At 59.2% G+C, this 21,836-nt stretch carries 20 protein-coding genes; 15 read left to right on the top strand and 5 right to left on the bottom strand.

Features of this window, described 5'->3' with window-relative positions; genetic code table 11:
* Nucleotides 1-12: 12 nt before the first annotated feature.
* The 6 genes from MSL71_RS01980 to MSL71_RS01955 all read left to right on the top strand — a co-directional run bounded on the left by MSL71_RS01980 (nt 13) and on the right by MSL71_RS01955 (nt 7,696).
* Nucleotides 13-1,314 carry a TolC family protein gene (locus MSL71_RS01980; RefSeq protein WP_180136993.1) on the top strand — a complete coding sequence of 434 codons (1,302 nt, stop codon included), beginning with the start codon at nt 13-15 and terminating at the stop codon, nt 1,312-1,314.
* Entirely contained in the window at nt 1,307-2,002 is a 696-nt protein-coding gene (locus tag MSL71_RS01975; RefSeq protein ID WP_180136992.1) for an ABC transporter ATP-binding protein, read from the top strand. The genes MSL71_RS01980 and MSL71_RS01975 overlap by 8 nt, the downstream gene beginning before the upstream one ends.
* Nucleotides 1,995-3,266: an ABC transporter permease gene (locus MSL71_RS01970; RefSeq protein WP_180136991.1), complete on the top strand. Its 1,272-nt coding sequence runs from the start codon at nt 1,995-1,997 to the stop codon at nt 3,264-3,266. The genes MSL71_RS01975 and MSL71_RS01970 overlap by 8 nt, the downstream gene beginning before the upstream one ends.
* Before the next feature lie 5 nt (nt 3,267-3,271).
* The gene (locus MSL71_RS01965; protein WP_180136990.1) at nt 3,272-4,528 is read left to right on the top strand and encodes an ABC transporter permease; all 1,257 of its coding nucleotides are present in this window, start codon (nt 3,272-3,274) and stop codon (nt 4,526-4,528) included.
* Nucleotides 4,529-4,921: 393 nt separating this feature from the next.
* Nucleotides 4,922-6,049 (top strand): efflux RND transporter periplasmic adaptor subunit, encoded by a 1,128-nt coding sequence (locus tag MSL71_RS01960; RefSeq protein WP_180136989.1) that lies wholly within the window; start codon nt 4,922-4,924, stop codon nt 6,047-6,049.
* 30 nt (nt 6,050-6,079) lie between these two features.
* Nucleotides 6,080-7,696, top strand: coding sequence for an ATP-binding protein (locus MSL71_RS01955; RefSeq protein ID WP_180136988.1), 1,617 nt, complete (start codon nt 6,080-6,082; stop codon nt 7,694-7,696).
* Here the strand turns inward: MSL71_RS01955 and MSL71_RS01950 are convergent.
* The gene (locus tag MSL71_RS01950; protein WP_180136987.1) at nt 7,668-8,384 is read right to left on the bottom strand and encodes a winged helix-turn-helix domain-containing protein; all 717 of its coding nucleotides are present in this window, start codon (nt 8,382-8,384) and stop codon (nt 7,668-7,670) included. The two genes, MSL71_RS01955 and MSL71_RS01950, sit on opposite strands and share 29 nt — an antisense overlap.
* Nucleotides 8,385-8,773: 389 nt before the next feature.
* Here MSL71_RS01950 and MSL71_RS01945 point away from each other — a divergent pair, with 389 nt between their 5' ends.
* Complete coding sequence (locus tag MSL71_RS01945) at nt 8,774-9,973, top strand: hypothetical protein (protein WP_180136986.1); 1,200 nt, start codon at nt 8,774-8,776, stop codon at nt 9,971-9,973.
* Between the two features lie 31 nt (nt 9,974-10,004).
* On the opposite strand, the gene MSL71_RS01940 is transcribed toward MSL71_RS01945, so the two are convergent.
* A complete protein-coding gene (locus tag MSL71_RS01940) occupies nt 10,005-10,904 on the bottom strand; it encodes a sensor domain-containing diguanylate cyclase (RefSeq protein ID WP_180136985.1) in 900 nt (299 codons plus the stop codon).
* A gap of 396 nt (nt 10,905-11,300) precedes the next feature.
* Here MSL71_RS01940 and MSL71_RS01935 point away from each other — a divergent pair, with 396 nt between their 5' ends.
* The 5 genes from MSL71_RS01935 to MSL71_RS01915 all read left to right on the top strand — a co-directional run bounded on the left by MSL71_RS01935 (nt 11,301) and on the right by MSL71_RS01915 (nt 15,784).
* Complete coding sequence (locus MSL71_RS01935; RefSeq protein ID WP_180136984.1) at nt 11,301-12,242, top strand: lysophospholipid acyltransferase family protein; 942 nt, start codon at nt 11,301-11,303, stop codon at nt 12,240-12,242.
* 210 nt (nt 12,243-12,452) lie between these two features.
* Complete coding sequence (locus MSL71_RS01930) at nt 12,453-12,995, top strand: GNAT family N-acetyltransferase (RefSeq protein ID WP_180136983.1); 543 nt, start codon at nt 12,453-12,455, stop codon at nt 12,993-12,995.
* A 299-nt stretch (nt 12,996-13,294) separates the two neighbouring features.
* Nucleotides 13,295-13,771, top strand: a complete 477-nt coding sequence (locus MSL71_RS01925; RefSeq protein ID WP_180136982.1) for a hypothetical protein — start codon at nt 13,295-13,297, stop codon at nt 13,769-13,771.
* Nucleotides 13,772-14,210: 439 nt separating this feature from the next.
* Nucleotides 14,211-14,723 carry a hypothetical protein gene (locus MSL71_RS01920; protein ID WP_180136981.1) on the top strand — a complete coding sequence of 171 codons (513 nt, stop codon included), beginning with the start codon at nt 14,211-14,213 and terminating at the stop codon, nt 14,721-14,723.
* Between the two features lie 428 nt (nt 14,724-15,151).
* Nucleotides 15,152-15,784, top strand: a complete 633-nt coding sequence (locus MSL71_RS01915) for a LysE family translocator (RefSeq protein ID WP_180136980.1) — start codon at nt 15,152-15,154, stop codon at nt 15,782-15,784.
* 97 nt (nt 15,785-15,881) lie between these two features.
* On the opposite strand, the gene MSL71_RS01910 is transcribed toward MSL71_RS01915, so the two are convergent.
* Entirely contained in the window at nt 15,882-16,766 is an 885-nt protein-coding gene (locus tag MSL71_RS01910) for a LysR family transcriptional regulator (RefSeq protein ID WP_180136979.1), read from the bottom strand.
* 114 nt (nt 16,767-16,880) lie between these two features.
* On the opposite strand from MSL71_RS01910, the gene MSL71_RS01905 reads away from it, so the two are divergent.
* The 3 genes from MSL71_RS01905 (at nt 16,881) to MSL71_RS01895 (ending at nt 18,537) form a co-directional block, all read left to right on the top strand.
* Entirely contained in the window at nt 16,881-17,063 is a 183-nt protein-coding gene (locus MSL71_RS01905; protein ID WP_180136978.1) for a hypothetical protein, read from the top strand.
* Between the two features lie 180 nt (nt 17,064-17,243).
* Nucleotides 17,244-18,275, top strand: coding sequence for a flagellar hook-length control protein FliK (fliK, locus tag MSL71_RS01900; protein ID WP_180136977.1), 1,032 nt, complete (start codon nt 17,244-17,246; stop codon nt 18,273-18,275).
* A complete protein-coding gene (locus MSL71_RS01895; protein WP_218950920.1) occupies nt 18,262-18,537 on the top strand; it encodes an EscU/YscU/HrcU family type III secretion system export apparatus switch protein in 276 nt (91 codons plus the stop codon). Before fliK ends, MSL71_RS01895 begins: the two co-directional genes overlap by 14 nt.
* 778 nt (nt 18,538-19,315) lie before the next feature.
* Here MSL71_RS01895 and MSL71_RS01890 read toward each other — a convergent pair.
* Nucleotides 19,316-19,912 carry a pentapeptide repeat-containing protein gene (locus MSL71_RS01890; RefSeq protein WP_180136975.1) on the bottom strand — a complete coding sequence of 199 codons (597 nt, stop codon included), beginning with the start codon at nt 19,910-19,912 and terminating at the stop codon, nt 19,316-19,318.
* A gap of 176 nt (nt 19,913-20,088) precedes the next feature.
* Nucleotides 20,089-21,414 (bottom strand): acetyl-CoA hydrolase/transferase family protein, encoded by a 1,326-nt coding sequence (locus tag MSL71_RS01885; protein ID WP_180136974.1) that lies wholly within the window; start codon nt 21,412-21,414, stop codon nt 20,089-20,091.
* Nucleotides 21,415-21,836: the final 422 nt, after the last annotated feature.

Here is a 21,836-nt window from a genome sequence, read left to right as displayed (position 1 = left end):
CACACCTTAGGTATGAGAAGCGCGACCAGTGCAGTGGTTTTTTTACTGAGTGTATGGGTTGCAGGGCCTCTTCACGCCCTGACCCTGCAGGACGCCGTAAAGGCGGGCCTGAGAAACAGCCACACCCTGAAAGAGGCGGCCCATGGAACCGATATTGAGAAGTACAGGCGGGACACGGCCCAGGCGGCGCTGATGCCGAAGGTCACCTCCCGCTACGGCTACTCCCGGACAGACCGGTCGGCGGGCGGTGACGGACGGGACAGCTCGTCTGCCGGGGTGACGATGAGCTGGAACCTGTTTAACGGGCTGGCCGACCTCAACGCCTATCGGTCTGCTGCGGCAGGCTATCAGGCCCGGCAGTTTCAGGAGACCGGCCAGGTGGAAGACTACAAGCTCAAGGTGATCAAGGCCTACATCGAGGTGTTGAGTGCCAGAAAGAAGAGGGCGGTGGCCACAGAGTCCGAGGCGCTCCTGCAGTCACAACTCAAGACCACGCGGTTGTCATACAAAGTGGGGCTCTTCCCGAAAAACGAGGTCCTCAAGGTGGAATCCCGGGCCGTGGCCGCCCATCGCAAGGTTCTGGAAGCCCAAAGCAGGGTGCGGGTGGCGATCTTCGACCTGGAGAAGGTGACGGGTCTGTCCCTTTCCAGTGCCGAGCCCCTGACGGATTTCCCGGCGGATACCCCTGGGGTCCCTGCCATGGATCAGCTGAAGGCCATGATGGACACCCACCGCAGCGAGTTGAAATATCTGGACACATTGCTGACCTCCAGGGGGTATGATGCCCGGGCGGCCAAAGGCAGCTGGTGGCCCTCCCTGGACGTGTCCGCCGGGTGGACCCATTACGGGGATTCGGCCATGCCTGATGGCAGGACCTACGGCCACAACGACGATACCGTGGCGCGAGCCGATCTCAGCTGGACCCTTTTTGACGGCACGGCCAGGAAGAGTCGCCTGGCAAGTGCCCGCTCCGAGGTTTCCCGGGCCCAGGAGACCCTTGCAGATACCCGCACGACCCTTGAAACCGCTTTGAAACGGGTGGTGGAGGATTACCGGCTCGCCGTGGCAAGCTATGATGCCGCCCACAGCGAGGTGGCCTCGGCCCGGGAGAACCATCGCGTCACCGAGGCCATGGTCAAGGCCAGGAGCGCCACGCCCACAGATCTCCTGGATGCCAACATGATGCTCACCCAGGCGGAGAACAGCCGCGCCGAGGCGCGGTACGCCATGTACCGGGCCATGGCGGAGATGGAGCGGGCCGTTGAAACGCCCCTGTTTTTTGACGGCGGCAAGAGGTTCTTCGATTATGATTGAGATCAAGGGTCTGCACAAAACATACCCCCTGGGAGAGGGGCGGCTCCATGTGCTCAAGGGCATCGATTTGTCGGTGGGTGAAGGGGAGATGGTGTCGGTGATGGGCTCCTCGGGATCGGGGAAGTCCACCCTTTTGAATATCCTCGGGCTTCTGGACAGCTACGACAGCGGCTCTTACCACCTCAACGGCATGGCCGTGGGTGCCATGGACGAAACCCGGGCAGCACGTCTTCGCAACCGGAACCTGGGCTTCGTCTTCCAGTCCTTTAACCTGATTCCTTTCAAGACAGCCGAAGAGAACGTGGCCCTGCCTTTGTATTACCGGGGCGTTCGGCGGCGCGAGAGAAACCGTCTTGCCAGGTCCCTGTTGGCGCGCGTGGGGCTGGCAGACCGGGCCGGCCACCTTCCCGCAGAGCTCTCCGGCGGGCAGAAGCAGCGGGTGGCCATTGCCCGGGCCCTTATCACCGATCCGCCCCTGATCCTGGCGGACGAGCCCACCGGCGCCCTGGACACCGACACCTCCTACGGGGTGATGGCCCTGCTCCGGGAGATCAACGCCACGGGCAAGACCATCGTCATCATCACCCATGAGCCCGACATCGCGGAGATGACGGACCGCATGATCCGGTTGAAGGACGGACGTATCGAGACCGGCACCCCGGAGCACAAGGGGGGCGGAGATGTTTGACGCGGACAGGTGGCGGGAGGTCTTCGGCGTGCTGAACAGGAATCGCCTGAGGACCCTTCTGACGGGGTTTTCCGTGGCCTGGGGGATCTTTATCCTCATTGTCCTCCTGGGGGCGGGCACCGGCCTTGAAAACGGCCTGCGGGAAAACTTCAAGGGAGAGGCCATGAACGCCATCTCCGTGTACGGCGGGTATACCCAGAAAGACCACGGCGGGGTGTCGGCGGGCCGGGAGATCCGGTTGGCGGAAGGAGATCCAGAGCTGGTCCGCGGACGCATCAGGGGCATTGGCCACATGGCCCCGGTCATTGAACTGAACCTGGAGACCCCGGTGCGCCACGGCAGCGAGTACGGGTTTTTCAACGTGGAGGCCGTCTGCCCGGAGAACCGGCACATTACCCGTGTGGAGATGACCCGGGGGCGCTACCTGAACTCCGTGGATATGCGGGAGACCCGCAAAACAGCGGTGGTGGATGACGAGATTGCCCGGGCTCTCTTTGGAAAGGCAGAGGCCGTGGGCCAGTCCCTTCTCATCGGAGGGATTCCCTTTACCGTGGTGGGTGTCTTCAAGCGCCTTTCCAGCTTCGGCAATCGGACGATCTACATTCCCTTTGCCACGGGACAGCGCCTTTTTCAGGCCGACCGGAAGATCTCGGGGTTTACCTATCTTGTGGACGGCGAGACCCCCCTGGCAAAAAGTCGCCTCATGGAAGCCGGCACCCGGGTTGCCCTGGCCGGCAAGCATCACTTTGACCCGTCGGACAAAGCCGCCCTCATGACCATGAACAGCCAGGAAGAGTCCATCATGATCCGCAAGCTCTTTACGGCCATTCGCCTGTTTCTCTGGATCACAGGTATCGGGACCCTTATTGCGGGCATCGTGGGGATCAGCAACATCATGCTGATCACCGTGCGTGAGCGGACCCGGGAGATCGGTATCCGCAAGGCCGTGGGGGCCACCCCCGCATCCGTGGTGGGCATGGTGGTCACCGAGGCCGTGCTCATCACCGTGGCGGCCGGGTACACCGGCCTGGTGGCAGGGGTGGCCACCCTGGAACTGGTGCAGTGGATTATGGCGGTGACAAGCGCCAAGGCGGCCGAGAGCACAGACGTCCTGGGCAATTTCACCGTGTTTTTGAATCCCACCGTGGATTTCGGCATTGCGGTGAAGGCGTTGCTGCTTCTGTCTGCAGCCGGGGTCCTGGCCGGTTTTTTCCCGGCGCGAAGGGCGGCCCTTGTGAAACCCATTGAGGCCATGCGGGAGTAACGACCATGTTTGATGCGGATTACTGGAAAGAGATTTTCCACACCCTGGGATGCAACAAGACCCGGACGTTTTTGACGGCCTTTGGGGTGTTTTGGGGCCTCTTCATGCTCACCCTCCTGACGGGCGCGGGAAACGCCCTGAGAAACGGAGCCATGAAGGACTTTGACGGGTACGCCAAAAACGGCGCCTATCTCTGGTCCCAGCCCACGGGAAAGCCCGGCGGTGGATACAGCCGGGGTCGGGAGTGGCACATCACCCTGCAGGACGTGGCTGTGCTCAAGCATAAATTGGCCGAGCTCAAAAGCATTGCCCCGCGCCTTCATGCGGGCAGCGGGGCCAAGAACGTTGCCCGGGGGGCCCGGTCGGCCTCCTTCACCGTGGTGGGGGATGTGCCGAGCTGGCGGGATATCGAGTCCATGAAGATTCTGAAGGGCCGGTTTATCAACGGCCTGGACATCCGGGAAAAGCGGAAGGTGTGCGTCATCGGCAAACGGGTGGCCGAGGTGCTCTTTTTACCCGGAGAGGAGCCCATCGGAAAAAAAGTGAAAGTCTTCGGCGGGTATTTCCGGGTGGTGGGGGTGGTGGCCCCCGTCTCCGCCCAGGACCGCCAGAAAAGCCGGACTGTTCACCTGCCCTTTGCCACCCTGGGCGGTCTCCTGAATTTGGGGGACGACATCCATTACATGGGCGTCACCGCCGCCGATGGTGTGAGCGTGGCCACCCTGGAAGAGCGCATCATCGCCATCCTCAAGGAGCGCCACCGCATCGCCCCCGACGATGCCCAGGCCGTGGGCCACCTGAACATCGAGCGCCAGTACAGAAAAATGACGAGCCTCTTTTTCGGGATCTCCGCCCTGTCCTGGGCCGTGGGCTTAGGGACCCTGGCTGCCGGTGTCATCGGGATCTGCAACATCATGCTTCTGGTGATCCGGGAGCGGACCCGCGAAATCGGTATCAAGCGGGCCCTGGGCGCCACGCCCCTCCAGGTCCGGCTCCAGATTGTCTGCGAGTCGGCCCTGCTCACCTGCGTGTCCGGGTATGCGGGCCTGTCTGCCGGGGTGGTGATTCTGGAGGCCGTCAACCGCGTGCTCAAAAAGGCCTCGGCCGTCGGAGAGGGGAGCATGTTCCTCAACCCCTCCATCAGCCTGGACGCGGCCCTGGGAGCCCTGGCCGTCCTGGTGGTGGCAGGCATTCTGGCAGGTCTTCTGCCTGCCCAGCGGGCCGTTCGCATCAAGCCTGTGGAGGCCATCCAGGACGAATAGGTTCGCACATGCTCAGTCCCTTCGTTCCTTAAGGGACGTCTCATTTGCTTACGGGCTGCGCCCGTGAAAAATTGACCGAAGCGGCCTTTTAGTCCGTCGTTACCCGTGCCGCACTGGAGTGCGGCGCTCCAGGGGGCAAAGGGAGGCGGAGGGGATGTAAATTAGGACGACGGTAACTATTAGCGACCCGCCAGAGGCAACCGAATAGTTACGGTAGACGTTTGTTTGAAAGGCGGATGTGATTTGACCCGAGGAACGAGGGGCAAAGCGCATTCGCAACCTGCTTTCAAGGTGGCACACCTTGCCGCCGGAGGCTGCTTTAAGCTGACCCACAATGGTTTGTGGGGGTATGATGCCACGACTATGGAGTGTGATGAAACGATGAAAAAAATAATGACATGCCTTGCTGTGCTTTCCGTTGCCGCTCTGTTTATCGGCACCTTTGTGTTTCTCTACGGCAAGTCCCACGGGCCGGTGGAGACTTTCGGGACGGTTTCGCCGTCCTATGGGGACATTTCCAACCGGATCCTCATCACGGGCCACATCGAGCCGAGAAAGGAGATCAACATCAAGTCCCGGGTGGCGGGCATCATCCAGAATCTGGAAAAAGAGGCGGGCATGTCCGTGAAGAAGGGCGAGATCATCGCCACCATCCAGATCGTGCCTGAGATGATCCAGTTGAGCGCGGCCCGCTCCCGTGTGGAGGTGGCCCGCATCAACCTCGCCAACTGCCGGGATACCCTTCGGCGTAACCGGGAGCTGTTCCAGTCCGCCTCCATTTCAGAGTCCAAGATGGACGAGCACGAGCTCGCCGCCGACCTGGCCCAGGCTGAGCTCAAGGCCGCCAGGGAGAACCTCCAGCTTATTCTGGAGGGACGGGCAGGGGACAGGGACACCGCCTCCAACACCCTTATTCGTTCCACCATCGACGGGATGATCCTGAGTGTTCCGGTGAAGCAGGGGGACTCGGTCATTGAGAGCAACTCCATGAACGAGGGCACCACCATCGCCGTCATCGCGGACATGAAGGACATGATCTTCAAGGGAACCGTGGATGAAATCGACGTGGAAAAGGTGAAGACGGGCATGCCTGTGGCCGTGACCCTGAGCGCGGACCGCCAGAAGGTCCTGTCCGGGGTCACGGAGTTCATCTCCCCCAAGGGCACCCAGACCAACGGGGCAGTGAAGTTTGACCTGCGGGCCACCCTGGACCTTCCCGATGAGGGATTGCTGCGATCGGGCTACAGCGCGGCCGGAGAAATTGTCCTGGCCGAGCGAAAGCACGTGCTCATGATCGATGAAGGGGTGGTGACCTTTGAAGAGAAAGGGGCCTTCGTGAACCTCGTCACCGGTGAAGATCCCCTGGTCTGTGAACACCGCACCGTGACCACGGGCCTCTCCGACGGCATTCACGTGGAGATCGTCGCCGGCCTGGAGTCCGGGGACAAGGTCAAGGCAGACGACAGCCTGGTCAAGAGCCTTGCGGGCCGGCCGGGCGACGAAGAGTCGGACGTGATGTAAGACAACCCGCCATCAGAAAAAAATCATGCCATGAAGAAGATCTTTATCAAATTATACCTGTTGCTGCTGCTGGTTCTGGCGGTGTGGGTCGGGGCGTTTCTGGCCGTGCTGCCCTACCTTGAGTCCCTTGAAAAAGAGAACAACGAGCGCATCATGAAAGGGGTGATGGAACTTGCCGTTCGTGAGTTCCGGGCGGTTCCCCCCTTTCGGTGGCCGGAGCTGGTAAGGGCCTTTGGGGAGGTGTCCGGCAGGCTTGTCTCGGTTGTGCCCCTGGCTGACGTGAAGGGCCTGGAAGACGACGCACTGCAGGGGCTGGTAGACGGTAAGCTCGTGAGTGATTACTCGGAAGACGCCTTTTACCGGCGGCTTGCCAAGAGCGACCAGGTGCTTCTGGTGGAGCCGGGGCGTGACGGGTCGAGCTGGTACACGGGGGAAGACGAGCGGGTCACGGACCTTACCGTGTATCTGATCTCCCGGGAACTTCAGCGACAGGACTCCCTTTCCGCCGAGGAGGCCCTTGCCTCCATCGGGCCGGTCTTCGGGTTTCCCGTTCGGCTGAGCAAGGCCCCTCCCGCCGACGGGGGACAAGGGGCTGTGGACCGCCTGGCACGCAGGGGGATCTGGGTGGACAAGAAGGCAGACATTGCCTGGTGTACCCTCCCCGGTGTTGAGAGTTACCTTGCCCTCGGTTCCCTGGACGAGGGGGAGGCTCTTCTCTATTACGTATCGGTGTACTGTGTCCTTGGCATGTTCCTGGTCCTTATTGCCGCAGGGGTCTTTCTCTGGACCCGGCCCCTGTGGCGGGACCTCGATGCCCTCACCGGGGTGGCCGAGCGGTTCAAAAAAGGGGATCTGTCGGCCCGGGTGGCGGTTTCCAAGGGGTCGGCCGTGCATATCCTTGCCGAAGAGTTCAACGCCATGGCAGCACAGGTCCAGCGGGAGATCTCCTACCGGATAGACCTGGCCGATGCCGTCTCCCATGAGTTGCGCTCGCCCCTGGCGCGCCTCCAGTTTGCCTTCGGGCTGCTGGACGAAGCCACCGATGCCGGGGCAAGGCAGAAACTCAATGCAGAGATCCAGTGCAGCATCGAAGAATTAGACGGGCTGGTGGAAGAGCTGCTCGCTTTTTCCCGCATGGAGCATGGGGGCGAAAAACCTGATTTTCATGAGGTGAACATGACCCGGTGGCTGGAGACGTTTCGTGCCGGGATGTCCGGTGTGAGGCCGGAGGTGGGTGTGGTTTTTCGGGACCTCCTGGAGCCGGAACAGGCAACGGTCCTGGCTGAAGAGCGTCTGTTGGGGCGGGCCCTGGGGAATCTTGTGGGCAATGCGGTGCGGTATGCCCGGAGTGCTGTTGAGGTGTCCCTGGAACGATCAGGGGACGACTTTTTCCTCACCGTGGAGGATGACGGGTGCGGCATTGCCGAGGAACACCGGGAAAACGTCTTTGTGCCCTTTATCCGACTGGATGAGAGCAGGGACAGGGAGTCCGGAAACCACGGCCTGGGCCTTGCCATTGTCCGCAGCATTGCAGAGCGCCACAGGGGCCGCGTGACCATCGGCGAGTCCCGCCTGGGCGGTGCCCTGGTCCGTTTGTCCTGGCCTGTTCAGGCCGTATCTATGACGGATCGTCCCACGCCGTCGTAACAAGCAGGTACCCCGTCGCCCAGACGGTTTTGATTCGTTTGGGGCGCTTGGGGTCATCCCCCACCTTTTTCCTGACCCGGGAGACCAGAACATCCACGGATCGATCCTGCCCGTCGTAGGCCACACCACGAATTGTTGTTGAAATGTCATCACGGCTAACCACCTCGCCCGCCCTGGAGGCCAGGAGGGTGAGCAGGTTGAACTCGTTGGTGGTAAGACTCAAGGGGGTCCCAGAAAGGAACGCGTTTCGGTCCCGGGTGTCGATGACGAGGCTTCCGAACGTGAAGGTGTCCGTGGGATGTCGGGGCTCGGGTTCCGGCTGGGTGCGCCGGAGCAGGGCCGTGAGCCGGGCAAGGAGCACCCGCGGCGTCACGGGCTTGGCCACGTAGTCGTCGGCCCCGAGCTCCAGGCCCACCACGTGGTCGATGTCGTCCCCCTTGGCCGTGAGCATCAGGATGGGGCCGGTAAATGTGGGCCGGATGGCACGGCAAATGGAAAACCCGTCCAGGCCCGGCAGCATGATATCCAGGACAATCACCTTCGGCGAACACTCCGCCAGCCTTTTTTCCGCGCAATCTCCCCGCCGTTCCCATGTCACATCAAATCCATTTTTATCCAGGTACTCTTTGATCATCGGGGCAAGGCGGTTGTCGTCTTCAACCAGCAGCAGGGGGATCTTCTTTTCCATGTCAACAACTCCAGCATGTAACGGAAAAAGATAGCTCTCAGAATCGAAACCCGAGAGGTTTGGCGCGCGGTATCCGACCTTGTCGGGTGGTGCGGCGGGGGAGATACGTAACGACACGAGTCTGGTCGTACCACGGTTTTTTCCGTGGCGGCAACGGGTTTTTGCCATGATGGGAACAGTCACCCCTTTCGGGGACGTATTTCTTCACATTTGTATACATTTTTACACACAATCTCCATAGAATGTGCCCCCTTACCGGCTCTACACTGCGTCTTGAAGTCAACCCCGTCGGCATACCGATGCGTGGTTGCCGGACACACACGCTCCGGCCGCCGCGGCGGAGCTGACCGGACGCTTACTGCAAAGAAAAAGCACAACAAGGAGTCGGAATGAAGGATCAAGGGAACACAGCGGCGGTTGTTTTATTTATTGTCACCCTCATTGCTTGCAGTGTCTGGAGTTCTCCCGTGCTCTCCAAGGGAGCGTGCAGCGGAGGGACGGCACCAGGCATCGGGCCAGTGCCTGCCTCCATGGAGCCAGGCTATAAACGGGCATTCTGCAAGTACACCCGGGTCATGGCACCCAGTGGAAGGCCCATTCATATTTTTGCCCAGGACAAGATCAGCGACCTTCAAATGCTTCGGGCCAAAGGGGTGCTGGAGCATTACCTGAAAGACTTCCCCGGGTCTCTTTACGGCGAGGACAAATCCGCCGTGGCCAACCGAATGGCCGACAACGGCGCGGCGTTGCTTCTGCTCAACGGAAGCGACGATGGGTGGTTTCCGGTGAGGCTGGAGGGGCAACCGCTTTACCAGGATGAAATCCAGGTGGAGGGCGGGGAGTGGTACATGAATCAGGATTACGAACACCACCGGGACGCCACCTTTGAAGAGATCCTGCACCTGGTGCATGATTTCGGCATCGGCGTGGACGGGCCCCATACATTGCCGGGGGTCTTGCCCGGGCTGCAGGCCAGAATTCGTGTGGCCCAGCAATATGCCCTGGCAAACAATTTGATGGGCGACCTGCCGGAGGAGGTGGTTGACGAGTGGAGCCGGGAAAACAGCCTCTCCCAGGAGTACCTGGCCGCCGTGGTGGACAGCTGGTACGGCCTCTGGGGCGCCTGGCCGTGGAATGACCGCGGCATGTACGGGCATTACTGCGCAAAGGACCGGAAAGGCCTTCGACAGAACGATCCCATGGGGGCGGCCATTATGGACAACACCTTTTTTCACCCCTACCTCACCTACAACGCACGCATCGACCCCGGGTTTGAAGGGACCTTCTCCCTGCGGTTCGACCCCGAGCTTCCGTACACCCATCATGCCCGCTACCTCAAAGACATCACCCTGACAGGGGACAAAAACAGCAACGTGCGTGTCAACGGATACAACAACGACATCACGGGCAACAGCGGTGAAAACACCGTGCTGTTCAGCGGAAATTATGCCGAGTACACCATTCGCCTGAGAAGTGGCTTCAGCATCCGCGTTGAGGATGGGGTTTCAAACCGGGACGGCATCAACACCCTGAGAGACGTCGAAGTGCTTACGTTCCGGGATCGTGTTCTGGTGTTGGGCCCCGAGTAACGGTTCAGCTTGCCTCCACCGGAGGGCTTTTTTAGCGGAAGGAGGTTCGGTTTCTCCCGGCGGCCTTGCTTTCGTAAAGGAGGGTGTCGGCGCGTTTGATGAGGCTGTCGATGGAGTCGTCGGGCCGCACGACGGTGGCGCCCATGGAGATGGTGACCCGCAGGGCGTTGCCGTTGTGGATGCATGTGGCATTGGCGATGAGGGTGCGGAGGCGGTTGCCCAGGGACTCCAGGGCCTCGGCCGTGATGTTTCGGATGATGCCGATGAACTCTTCTCCGCCCCATCGCCCGTACAGGTCAAAGGCCCGTGAGTTGGACACGAAGGTATCTGCGATGGCTTTCAGGACCTTGTCTCCGGCGTCATGGCCGTAGGTGTCGTTGACCCTTTTGAAGTGATCGATGTCCATGAAGAGGATGCCGAAGGGCACGCCGTAGCGCTTGTGCTCCTCCAAGTCCCCCTGGAGGGCCCGGAGGATGCCGGTGCGGTTGGCAAGCTGGGTGAGGATGTCCAGGAGAGCCAGCCTTTCCAGCTCCTTGATTCGCTGCTCCGTCAGGGTCTGGTAGCTGATGTCCGTGAAAAGCTCAATGCCCCCCACCACGTTGCCGTCAGGGTCGTTAAGGGTGCTGACCCGGACCGAGACCGGGATGCGGTGGCCGTTTTTGTGGTGCAGGAAGAGCTCGGCCTCCCTCATCTTTTTGTCGGCCATGGTCTTTTCCAGGGGGCACCGGCCGGTGCAGAGCTTGTTTCCCTTGCCGTCCAGGTGGGTGAGGATATTCTCCGAGCATTTTTTGCCGAGGACCTCCCCTGCGGCGTACCCGGTGATGCGTTCTGCGGCTTTGTTCCAGAAGGTGATGGCGCGGTCTTTGTCCACGATGTACAGGCCGTCGTGGATGTTGTCGACGATTTTCGGGAATGCGGTTTTGATGTCCATGGGGCCCTTCTTTCGTGTTTCTGTCTTCAAAGACGGGCCGTGGAGGGGGGTGGAGCGGGGTAAAACCGGGTGTATCTTTTGATGTTACGACCTGTTGCGAGCATATCACAAAGCTTGCGCTGCGGGCAATGAAAGAGACCGGGATGAGCAGGGCGACCAATCCGAAGCGCGGGGACGAAGATGAAAATAACGGTAATTGCGAGGCTGCAAGATAGCCCACAGGTTAATACGTTGTCAGAAGAGATGGCAACGCACCCCGGAGCAGCAGGTACACGCCCCGCTGCCACGTTGCTCATGCGGGTAAACGTCGGTGACGTGATCGTTTGAAAGGCCGTGCAGCCAGAATCGACCACCGTTCACTCGGTTTGCTGCTATTTACAGTACGAAGGAAGATGTATGAAATTTTCACGCCGTATCGAGTCCATGACTTACCACCTTATCAGATCATTAATAACCTTCATCGGGCTGATTCCCCCACAACGAGCCAACCGGCTTGCTCATTTCGTCGGACATGCCTGGTTTAAGTACGATACACGGCATCGAACCGTGGCCATGGACAACCTGACCCACGTCTTCGGTGATTCCATGGACCAGGAAGCGCTTACGGGACTTGCCAAGCTGAATTTTGTCAACACGGTTCGTATTCTTTTTGAAATGGGGCAGAGCACCCGGTGGCCATTGGAGAGTATCTGCCATCGGTTTCGTTATTACGGTATGAACCACGTCATCAATGCCCACAAGAAAGGGAAAGGGGTCTTGCTGGTTATGGCTCATATCGGTAATTGGGAACTTGCGGCCCCAGCTATTATGGCTTCCGGTTTTCAGTCCGCCGCAGTGTATCGAACCCTTGATTTCAAGCCTTTGGACCGATACACCAAGGAGCTTCGGCAAAAGTTTGGGTGCCGTATGTATCCCACGCGAAGGGCTGTCTATGGTATTCGCAAAGAGCTTTTTAAAGGCAATCTCGTGGGGCTGCTTATTGATCAAAATGCCAGCAAACCCCGTCAAAGCGTTTTTGTGGACTTTTTGGGGAGAAAGGCCAGTGCGAATAAAGGTCTGGCCTTCTTTGCCATGGCCACTGACGTGCCCGTAATCTCTCTTTTTGTGGTACGAGAAAACGGCAAATTTCGGGCGGAGTTCGGTCCGGAAGTTCCCGTGGTGAAGACCGGTGACTCGGAGAAGGACCTCGTGGAGAACACCCAGGCCTTTAACCGAGTCATCGAAGAGATGGTGCGGCGCTATCCGGATCAGTGGTTCTGGATCCATCGACGCTGGAAGACAAGACCCCTTCAGGAGAGCGGCTCCGGAAGGGAGGTTGGCCATCTCGAAACCCTGTAGACCTGGTTGGCGTTTGCCTTAAACCGTCGGCCCGTACAGGAACACCGGAGACAAAATCTAAATGCGTTGGACATGCAAGGGTGAGGCGACTTGCTGTTTTCCTGCTTTTGATGACCCTGCTGGGTATTGCCATTATTGGAAATCCATGGCAAGTGAGTGGTGATGTGTTGATGCCGGAATCACCTTTACTCGACGTACAAGGCATAATCTATGACTTCATTTTCATTTCCCCTTATCAGTGATCGCCTCTCTCTCCGTCCCCCCCGGCCAACGGACCGCGATTTTTTCGTGGCCCTTTATGGTGATGAGGACGTGATGCGCTTTATTCCTCCCCACAATGCCCCCCTTGGCGAAGAGGAGGCGGCTCAGCGCCTCTGGGTGCTCATGGACCACTGGCGGGATTTTGGCTACGGGATGTTTGTGGTGTCGTGGAAAGAGACCGACGAACCCCTGGGCTACTGCGGGCTTCGGTACCTTTCGGAAGTGGACGCCATCGAGCTGGGTGCCATCCTGGGCAAGAAGAGCTGGGGGCAGGGTGTGGGCCCCGAGGCCGGGCGGATGTGCATTGCGTTTGCGCGGGATCAGCTGAAGGCGGATCGCATCGTGTCCCTTACAGACCCGGAAAACGCCAGGTCCGGCCATGTCCTCACCGCCTTTGGATTCTCCAGGCGGCCGGAGCTGGACGGGGAGTACCACGGCATGCCCCACCTTTTCTTTGAGATGGCGTTGCAACACGACACCCCTTCGGCCTGATGGGGGCCACCTGTCCCGGTGCAGGCGCTGCTGATCCTTGCTGCGCGCATGCCGGTCCCTCCAACTAAAGAATAATCCCCATGCCCTTGAAGAGTATTCTCCACCCCGGTGCCGAACGCCGGGGTGCCTTGCCCTGAGCCCACGCGCATGACCCTGTTTGGCGGGGCGCTTTTTTTCTGGCGGCCGAGAAGCTGTCGTGGCACGTTTTGTGTAACCTCACTTACCCATACAGAGTTTCATATCAAGTAGACGATTCAGCCGGTGTTGACCGGTATGTATAGCGTAAGGGAGGACCCGTTATGAAGACCGTGAAAAGAGCCTATATGCATGTGGTTTTCACCGCCGTGATCGCAGCATTTGTCATGGCCGTCGCACCGGCCCATGCCGGTTTGTTTGATTTCACTCAAGGCAGGGTGGCTGCTCCGGGCAGTGACCTTCATGCCCTGGGCACCGAGGCCCTTGATCGCGGGCTCGGCGGTGTCAGCTATTTCACCAACGGTGAAGGCCGTGTGGTGGAGGTCCGGGCCAAAGAGATGGCCAACGGGGACCTGCGTGTTGCCGTCAGGCGTGTCCATATCCCGCAAAATTATGTCGCCGATACCCATGATCAGACCCTTGAGGCAGAGCGCACCTGGAACAGCCTGGCAACGCTCTCCGAGCAACAGCCCTGGGTCGGTGGGTACGCAGTGCTGCCCCATGACGAAGGGGTGAAGGCCTATAAACTCGGCGTGATGGTGGAAAACGATTTCAACAGGAACCATCAGCGCGATAACTAAGCCGATCCTGTTTTGCAGGCGATTCCGGGGAGCCCCTTACGGGGGCTCCCCAATATCATAGGGCGAATAAACGGGTGCCTGGCAACATGGTGCCCGCATCTTTACCCCTGAATCCCTTGCCCTTGCACAGACAATGCTGTGTAAATTTGACATAACAATCCGCAGGAAGGAAGCGCGGCACATATTCCGCAGAGATGCGACACCCGGCATGACAACATCCACACGACTCCGCATCCCCCTCCAGTGATCCCTTGACCCGGCTGACCCTTCCCTGGCGTTACCCATATAATCCAACCGCGAACCAGGTATGAGGTGCAGGACCCCATGACAACCGGACGCACATCACACCCTGCGGCATCGGTGCCCCCGGGCATCGCGAAATAAACCGTTTGGCCGGGTTTCACCGGCTTTGATACATCCCAGATAGAGGCAACATCATATGAGAACCTTCAAAGGCATAACGTTTCATATCGTCACCGTAACCGTTGTTATGGTGGCGTTTAGTTTCTCCTCCGGCCCTGCTGTTGCAGGGCTTTTTGACTTTACCAAGGGCACGGTGGCCCAACCCGGCACCGAGCTCCATGAACTGGGGACCCAGGCGTTGATGTCGGGCCTGGACGGCATCAGCTATTTTACCAACGGTGAGGGGAACGTGATGAAGGTCCAGGCCAAGGAGATGAGCAACGGCGATCTGCGTGTCGCCGTGAACAAGGTGCATATCCCCCGGGATTATGTCTCCGAAAACACCGAACAGGTCATGGAGGCGGAGCAAACCTTGAAAGAGCTGGATGTCCTGGCAGATAAGCAGCCCTGGATAGGTGGGTACGCCGTCCTTCCCCATGACGAGGGCGTGAAGGCATACCAGACCGGCGTGATGGTGGAGAACGAGCGGCGGCGAAGTGCCACCGGCGCTTACGACAACAACCGGTCCGATTGCTGCTGGGGTTTCTGATCCGCTTCGGGAACATCCCGACACGGATTCTCTCCGGGCCCTGCCCCGGCTGCTTGTGGAAAGGCCAGCTTCCCGACAGTCGCTGAGAAGGCCCGGGTTACCACATCTTACCCGAACGGGCGCATGAGTTCATGTGCCCGTTTTTTGTTGGGGACGCCTTGCCTCCGGCGGGTCGTTTTTTGAAAAAAGCTTCGCAAAAGCGTTCCGGTAATTAAAAAAGAAGAGGGGCTATGCTTTGCTTTGTAGTGACGCATCTTCAAAAAACAAAACCTGTTTGTCAAACGTTTCAAACGATCTGTCCCCGGCAGGGCCGCCGGAGGCAAAAATCTAAATGCGTTAACCCTGCAAGGGGCCCTTCCCTTCATTGACAGTTTGTCTGCCCTGGCCCATGATGGCCTCCTGAGCTGAATTCATTTGAGGAGATCCCCATGGAACACAACCTGGTTGCCTATACCATCGCCATCACCCTGCTCACCGTCACCCCGGGCGTCGATACCCTCCTGGTGATCCGCAACACCACCCGGGGCGCCGTGAAGGACGGCTTTTTTACCAGCCTGGGCATTTGCTCGGGGCTTTTTGTCCATGCCGCCTTTTCCGCCGTGGGGATCTCAGTGATTCTCCTGCACTCTGCCATGGCCTTCGGACTGCTCAAACTCGCAGGGGCCGCTTACCTTATCTGGCTGGGGATTGTGAGTCTGCGGTCGGCCGTTGCCAAAGGGACCGGGGCTTCGGAAGCAGAGATCCCTCCGGGTTTCGGTGACTTTCGCATGGGCCGCTCCCTTCGGGAGGGGTTTCTCTCCAATGTTTTAAACCCCAAGCCCATTGTCTTTTACATGGCCTTTCTGCCCCAGTTCATCGACCCGGCCCGTCCGGCCCTGGCACAGGCCTTAGGGCTCGCCGGACTGCACTTTGTCATCGCCATGGTATGGCAGACGGGTCTCGCCGCCATGGTGAACCGCGCCAAGGCCATTCTGATGAAAGAGAGGGTTCGCCGCATCATGGACGGCATCACCGGGGTGCTGATGGTGACCTTCGGGGTGCTGTTGGGGTGGGAGAGGTGAGGCAGGAAATAGGTGATAGGAAAAACGGGTGATAGGTTATAGGCGATGGGGTATTTTCTATCACCTATCACCTATCACCTATCACCTATCACCTAATTTACCCGCTTTTTCGGAACACTTCTGCAATGCCCTCCAGGGCCGCCTGGATCACGGGCTCGTTTTTCCGTTTTTTTGCATACCCGAAGGAAAGGGGCAGGGTCAGGTCTTCGCCGTCCCAGACAGCAAGGGTGCCTGATTCTTCTGCCTTTAACGCCTCGTCGCGCAGCATGATGGAGAGGCCGATGCCGGACTGGACCATGGTGCTGATGGTGGACTCGTTGTCCGAGAGCATGGCCGTGCCCGGGCGAATGCCGCCATGCTGCATCAGGGGTGTCAGGGCTTCGTTGTAAGGGCAGTGGGGTGGAAACCCTACCCAGGGCAGGGAGGCGATGGCGTGCCAGGACACTCCTTTGATCCTGTCTGCCCAGGCGGCGGGCCCGGCTATCACCAGGTCGATCTCTTTGAGAAAGAGACCGGAAATCTCGTGGTGGGGGCACGATCCGTAATAGAACCCGCCGTCAATGACACCCGCTTTCAAATCCAGGAGAATTTTGCCGGAAATGCTCTGGTGGTAGGAGAGGTGCACCCCGGGGTGGCGGTTTTTGAGCCAGGTGGCAAAGGGGGCGACCTTGAGTCCGGACGGGTCTGAGTTGAGCCCGATGCGCAGGTCGCCGGTGAGTTCCCGGCGCAGCTTCTGGGCCTGGAGCTCCATGGCGCGGGTTGCCTCCAGGATGGCTTCGGCCGAGGCTTTCAAGACCTTGCCTTCATCGGTAAGGACCATGCCTTTGGGGGTGCGGTGGAACAGGGCGGTGCCCAGGGTCTCTTCAAGGGCCTTGATGTGGGCGCTGACGGCGGGCTGGCTGGTGTTGAGCCGCTCGGCCGCGCGGGTCAGGTGGGCTTCTTCCGCCACCGCCACAAAGGTTTTCAACTGGTAGATTTCCACGGTTTCCCCCTGATCAGGATTTGTGAAGAGGCTGATCCGCTCTTACGATTGGATGAAAATTACCACACCGGTGTAGTGTAAAGACAGTATTATTTACGTTCATTGAGGTGGGGTATGAGACAAACAGTCGGAGCGGTGTGGCAGGTGATCAAAACCCTTTTTACGGCGGAGGATTCCCGGTTGATGAAGGCGGAGTTGCGCTGTACATGGGGAGGAACAAGGTGGGACGGGGTGGTGAAAACCATGGTCTGGTACTGCCTGGCAGGCGCAGGGGTGATGCTGATGGCACGGTTGTAGCCCATTTCTGAATACCCATGGGCCTGAAAACACGGCAATACCCGGTATTCACGTTAAGGTTTTTCAAAGGAACGACCGAAAAGAAAGAGACAAAGCAGCTTCAACGGACGAAAGCCAAGGCAGCGCAGGGGCATCCCGCGGGCTGCCGGATCACACGACACGCGTTGACGGGCACAGGCAATGGTCTCTTTTTTTGGATTTGGAAGCGGAAAACCCGCCGGGCCTCGGCCCCTGGCACCGGGACGGGTGGTGAGGGCCCGGGTGGTTCAGGCCAACCCCGACGGCACCGCCACCCTTAAGATCGGCAAGCGTGAGGTGGAGGCCACCGTGAACCAGCCCATGAAGAGCGGGGCCCTCATGCGCATGCGCGTCACCGATGTGGGCACAGAGCACATCGCCCTGCGCCGCCTGACCTTTGCAAATCATCCCGTGGGCCGCTACCTTGTGGCCCTTCGAAACCTGGGCCGCCAGGGACCGTTCCAACATCTGTTTACCCTCTTTGGCACCGACCTTCCGGCCAAGGGAGCCACCGCCGCCACCCACCTTAAAGAAAAACTCCAGCGCTTTGTCTCCCAGATTGCCGTAAAACCCGGAAAGAGCGGCGTGGAAGATATTCGGCGCATGGTGCGCCAGTCCGGCCTCATGCATGAACACAACCTCATGCAGGGCGGGGGAGAAGGCGAAGAAGACTTAAAGGGACTCTCCCTGAAGCTTTCCCGGGCCGTGAAACGGGAAGAACCCATGGGAAAAGCGGTGAAGGCCCTTATCGACGGCATTGAAAAACTCCAGGTGGTGAACCGCGCCACCGGCGAGGTGTCCGGTCGCTTTCTTTTGCCCCTGCCCATTGTGATGGACGGCAACCTGAGTTTTGGCCAGCTCCTCATCGACCGGGGGGAGGAGGGCGCCTCCGGCGGCGATGCAAAGGACCGGGTGACACGGGTGTCCATGCTTCTGGACCTCACCCGCCTCGGAGAACTCCGGGCCGATATCTCTCTGCTTAAAGGCGCGGTGACCGGTACCTTTTCCGTAACAACCCCGGAGGCCGAAGCCCTCCTCGCAGATGATCTTGAAATGCTGAACCACAGCCTTGCCGAAAGAGGCTTTTCCGTGAGAAAGATGAACGTGCAGCGCGTGGACCGGGCCGTGATGGCGGGAACCTCCCTGGTGGATGAGCTGGTGGATGCAATGGATGGGCTCCATGTCTCCATCTGATAAAAAACGGCAGACCGCCGTGGCCTTAGGGTACAAGACCGGCGAGGGCAACGCGCCCAAAGTCAAGGCCAAGGGCCGCGGGCCCATGGCCGAAAAGATCATCGACCTGGCCCGGGAACACGGGGTGCCCATCCAGAGCGACCCCGACCTGGTGGAAGTCCTGGCAGCCCTGGACCTTGACATGGAGATCCCCGAAGAGATCTACGCCGTGGTGGCCGAACTCCTTGCCTTTGTCTACCGCACCAACAACAAAGCCCCGTAATTCCCCCCTCCTGAGCTTTCATGATCCCCTTTTACTGGGACTGTGCAGCTGAAAAAAGTCTCTGGTGACTCCGCCGGAGGTGCCCCGAATAGTGAAAAAAAAACGAGAAAAATCGATCGAAACGGAGCGCCGCACTCCGGTGCGGCTTTTTAGTCCGTCGTTATGCGTGCCGCACAAAGTGCGGCGCTCCAGGGGGACAAAGGCGTTCGGGGGAGAATACTTACGGGCCTCTCCTGCAAAGACGGTTGCCAGATGTCACACATCATGCGAATGCCCCGATAACGCGGGCAGAATGGTTTCCTTCATGCCTTCGCCAGAGGGCTTCCAGGAGCCCCCACCTTTCCGCCGGAGGTAGTGCGGTTAAATTCGGTAACGGACAAGCGACGACAACGTATCCTGTTGATTCGAAGCTTGTGTGTCAGCCAGCATAAACCATCAGCGTTCATGTCGGGCGAAGCCCGAGCCGAAGGCCCTTGCGCTTTGGCCCGAAGAACGAGGGACAAAGCGCAAGGGCAATATGCTTTCGAGGTGGCTCACCTCGCCGCCGGAGTTATTCCGGTTAAAGTCAAGCGAATCCCAAAAGTTCTGCATCGTGTTTTTAGAAGAATGAAATGGGCCTCTCCTGCAAAGACGGTTGCCGGATGTCACACAACACGCGAATGTCCCGATAACGCAGGCAGAATGGCTGCCTTCATGCATTCGCCATAGGGTTTCAAGGTGCCCCCACCTTGCCGCCGGAGGCCTGTGCCTGCTTTTTCCATCCGTTTTAACCTGTGGGCTAACCGAGGACGATGCCGAAGGGCTGGAGGAGCTGGAAGGCGTTTCCCCGGTCGAAGATGGCCCCTTTGAGGTTGTTGTGGCAGGGGTTGATGATGAAGCCTGCGGCGCCCCTGAAGTCGGCATCTTTGAAGGCACAGCTGGAGAAGGTGGTGGCGCGGAACTGGACGTTGGTAAAATCAGTGTCCCTGAGGGTGCACTCACGGAAGTTGGTCTCTTCGATGGTGCAGTTTGCAAAGGGGGTTTTCCTGAGGTCGAGGCCGGTGAAGGTGCAGGAGATGAGCCTGGTCCCGGCAAAGGCCAGGTTGATGCAGAAATCGTTAAGGGTGCTGAAGTTGATGCCTGCGATTTTGCATGCCTCGAACCGGACCCCGTCAAAGGTGGTACGCAGCACCTCGGACATCATCAGGGAGGAGGAGAGGAAGGTGCAGTCTTCAAAGGTGGTGTTGGTGAGGGTGGTGTCTGCAAAGGTGCAATGTTCGAAGGCACACCCTTCGAAGACCTTGCCGGAGAGGTTGGCGCCCGTGGCGTCCACATGGGTGAAGGTTTCGTCGTAAAAATCGTCCTGGTCGTAAATCATGGCGGTTTGGTGTGTCATCCCGTGGGGTTCCTGTGGTTGAGGCCGTCTTTGTGTCGGGCCCACGATACCACAAGGTGATTTTGTTTCCTATTGGGATTCACGACTTCACATGGGGACGCCCGCGGGCGACCGTTCCTTGAGGAAACGGCCGCCTGCAGGTTGGACGGGCAAGGTGTTCAAGTGCATTCGCGACCTTATCCGATTCCCATGGCAGCCGCCTGGTTGGCGAGCTCGTCACGGAAGTCGGGGTGGGCAATGCTGATGAGGGCCTGGGCCCGCTCCACCGTGGACTTGCCCTTGAGCTGTACCATACCGTATTCGGTGGCCACGTACTGGACCAGGGAGCGGGGCAGGGTGACAATGGAACCCGGGGCCAGGGTGGGGTTGATGCGGGAGTGTACCTCCCCTTTGCTGTCCGTGTAGGTGGAGCTGATACCGATGATCCCCTTGCCGCCCTTGGAGCCGAAGGCGCCGAAGATGAAGTCGAGCTGTCCCCCGGTACCCGAGACCTGGCGGGTGCCTGCGGATTCGGAGCAGACCTGGCTGAAGAGGTCGATGGCCACCGCGTTGTTGACGGCCACCACCTTGGGGTTCAAGGCCACGATCTTGGGGTCGTTGATGTAGTGCACCGGATAGGAGGCGCAGGTGGGGTTGTTGTGGAGGAAGTCGTAGAGCTTCTGGGTGCCCATGGCAAAGGTGTAGGCCATCTTGTACTTGTCGATGACTTTCCTGGCCCCGGTGATCTTGCCGCACTCATAAAGATCCACACAGGAGTCCACCAGCATCTCGGTGTGAACCCCCAGGTCCTTGAGGTCGCTTTCCGCCAGCATGCTGCCGATGACGTTGGGCAGGGCGCCGATGCCCAGCTGGAGACAGGAGCCGTCTTCGATGACCTCCATGATGTGGGCTGCAATGGCCCTGTCGATGTCCGAGGCGTTGGCTCCGGGGACCTCCACGAGGGTGTCGGTGCGACCCTCCACCACCGCGTCCACACGGCTGATGTGGATGGATTCCTGGTTGCCGCCCAGGCAGTTGGGCACGTTGGGGTTCACCTCCACCACCACGCGGCGGGCCTTGTCCACGGCCGCGGAACTCATGGAGTTGGAGAGGCCGTAGTTGAAGTAGCCCCGCTCGTCCATGGGACCTGTGGTGAGGACGACGATGTCGTAGTCCTGGTACTTCCGCATGATGCGGGGGCCCTGGTGATAGGTCAGGGGGATGTAGTTGCAGCGGCCCTGCTTGTGAAGTTTTCGGCTGACGCCTCCGAAGTGCCAGTCGTTGAGGATGAAGTGTTTGCCTTCGGGGTCCACCTCGGCCACTTTGGGCATCTGGGTGAAGCAGACGCTGTCCACGTTGACTCCGGTGACCCGGTCTTTCTGGGCGGCCAGGGCGGCATCGCACAATCTCGGGAAGAGGGTGAACTCCCCGTAAAAGATTCGGTCGCCCGATGTCACTCCCGCCATGGCTTCCGCAGCGCCGGCTCTTTTCAGTTCATATTCACGCTCTACTCGCTCGCTCATCTGGCCCTCCTTACTTGCGGTTCGGTGTGCCGGGAACAACGGTGTTCCCTTGAAAACCACGTGTCGCACCGAGAATAAAAATGATTACACCAGAAAACAGTCACAAATAAAGGAACCGTTATACACGCAAGGTGAGAGAAATTCAATATATTCACAATAAATACACGTCGTTAATATGTGGTAACGCGATTCGCACATAGAAATAGATTCCTGAGTATACGGGGCTGTTTTGTGAGAAATCAGAGGTACGCAATCGCCACCAATTTTAACTTTTGCTGTTTTTTTCCGTGAAAGCCCGGAAAAGGGAATAAAACGGGAACATCAAGTTGACAACACGTTGGTCTTTTTTGGATAGTCAAAAGGTAACCCCGGATATTTCACGAGTCGAGCGCACCCATAGATCTACTGTTTTTCCCCTGGGA

Origin of the sequence: Desulfoluna butyratoxydans (genome assembly GCF_900699765.1) — a bacterium.
Lineage (GTDB): Bacteria > Desulfobacterota > Desulfobacteria > Desulfobacterales > Desulfolunaceae > Desulfoluna > Desulfoluna butyratoxydans.
This window is presented reverse-complemented; position numbering and strand designations above follow the sequence as displayed.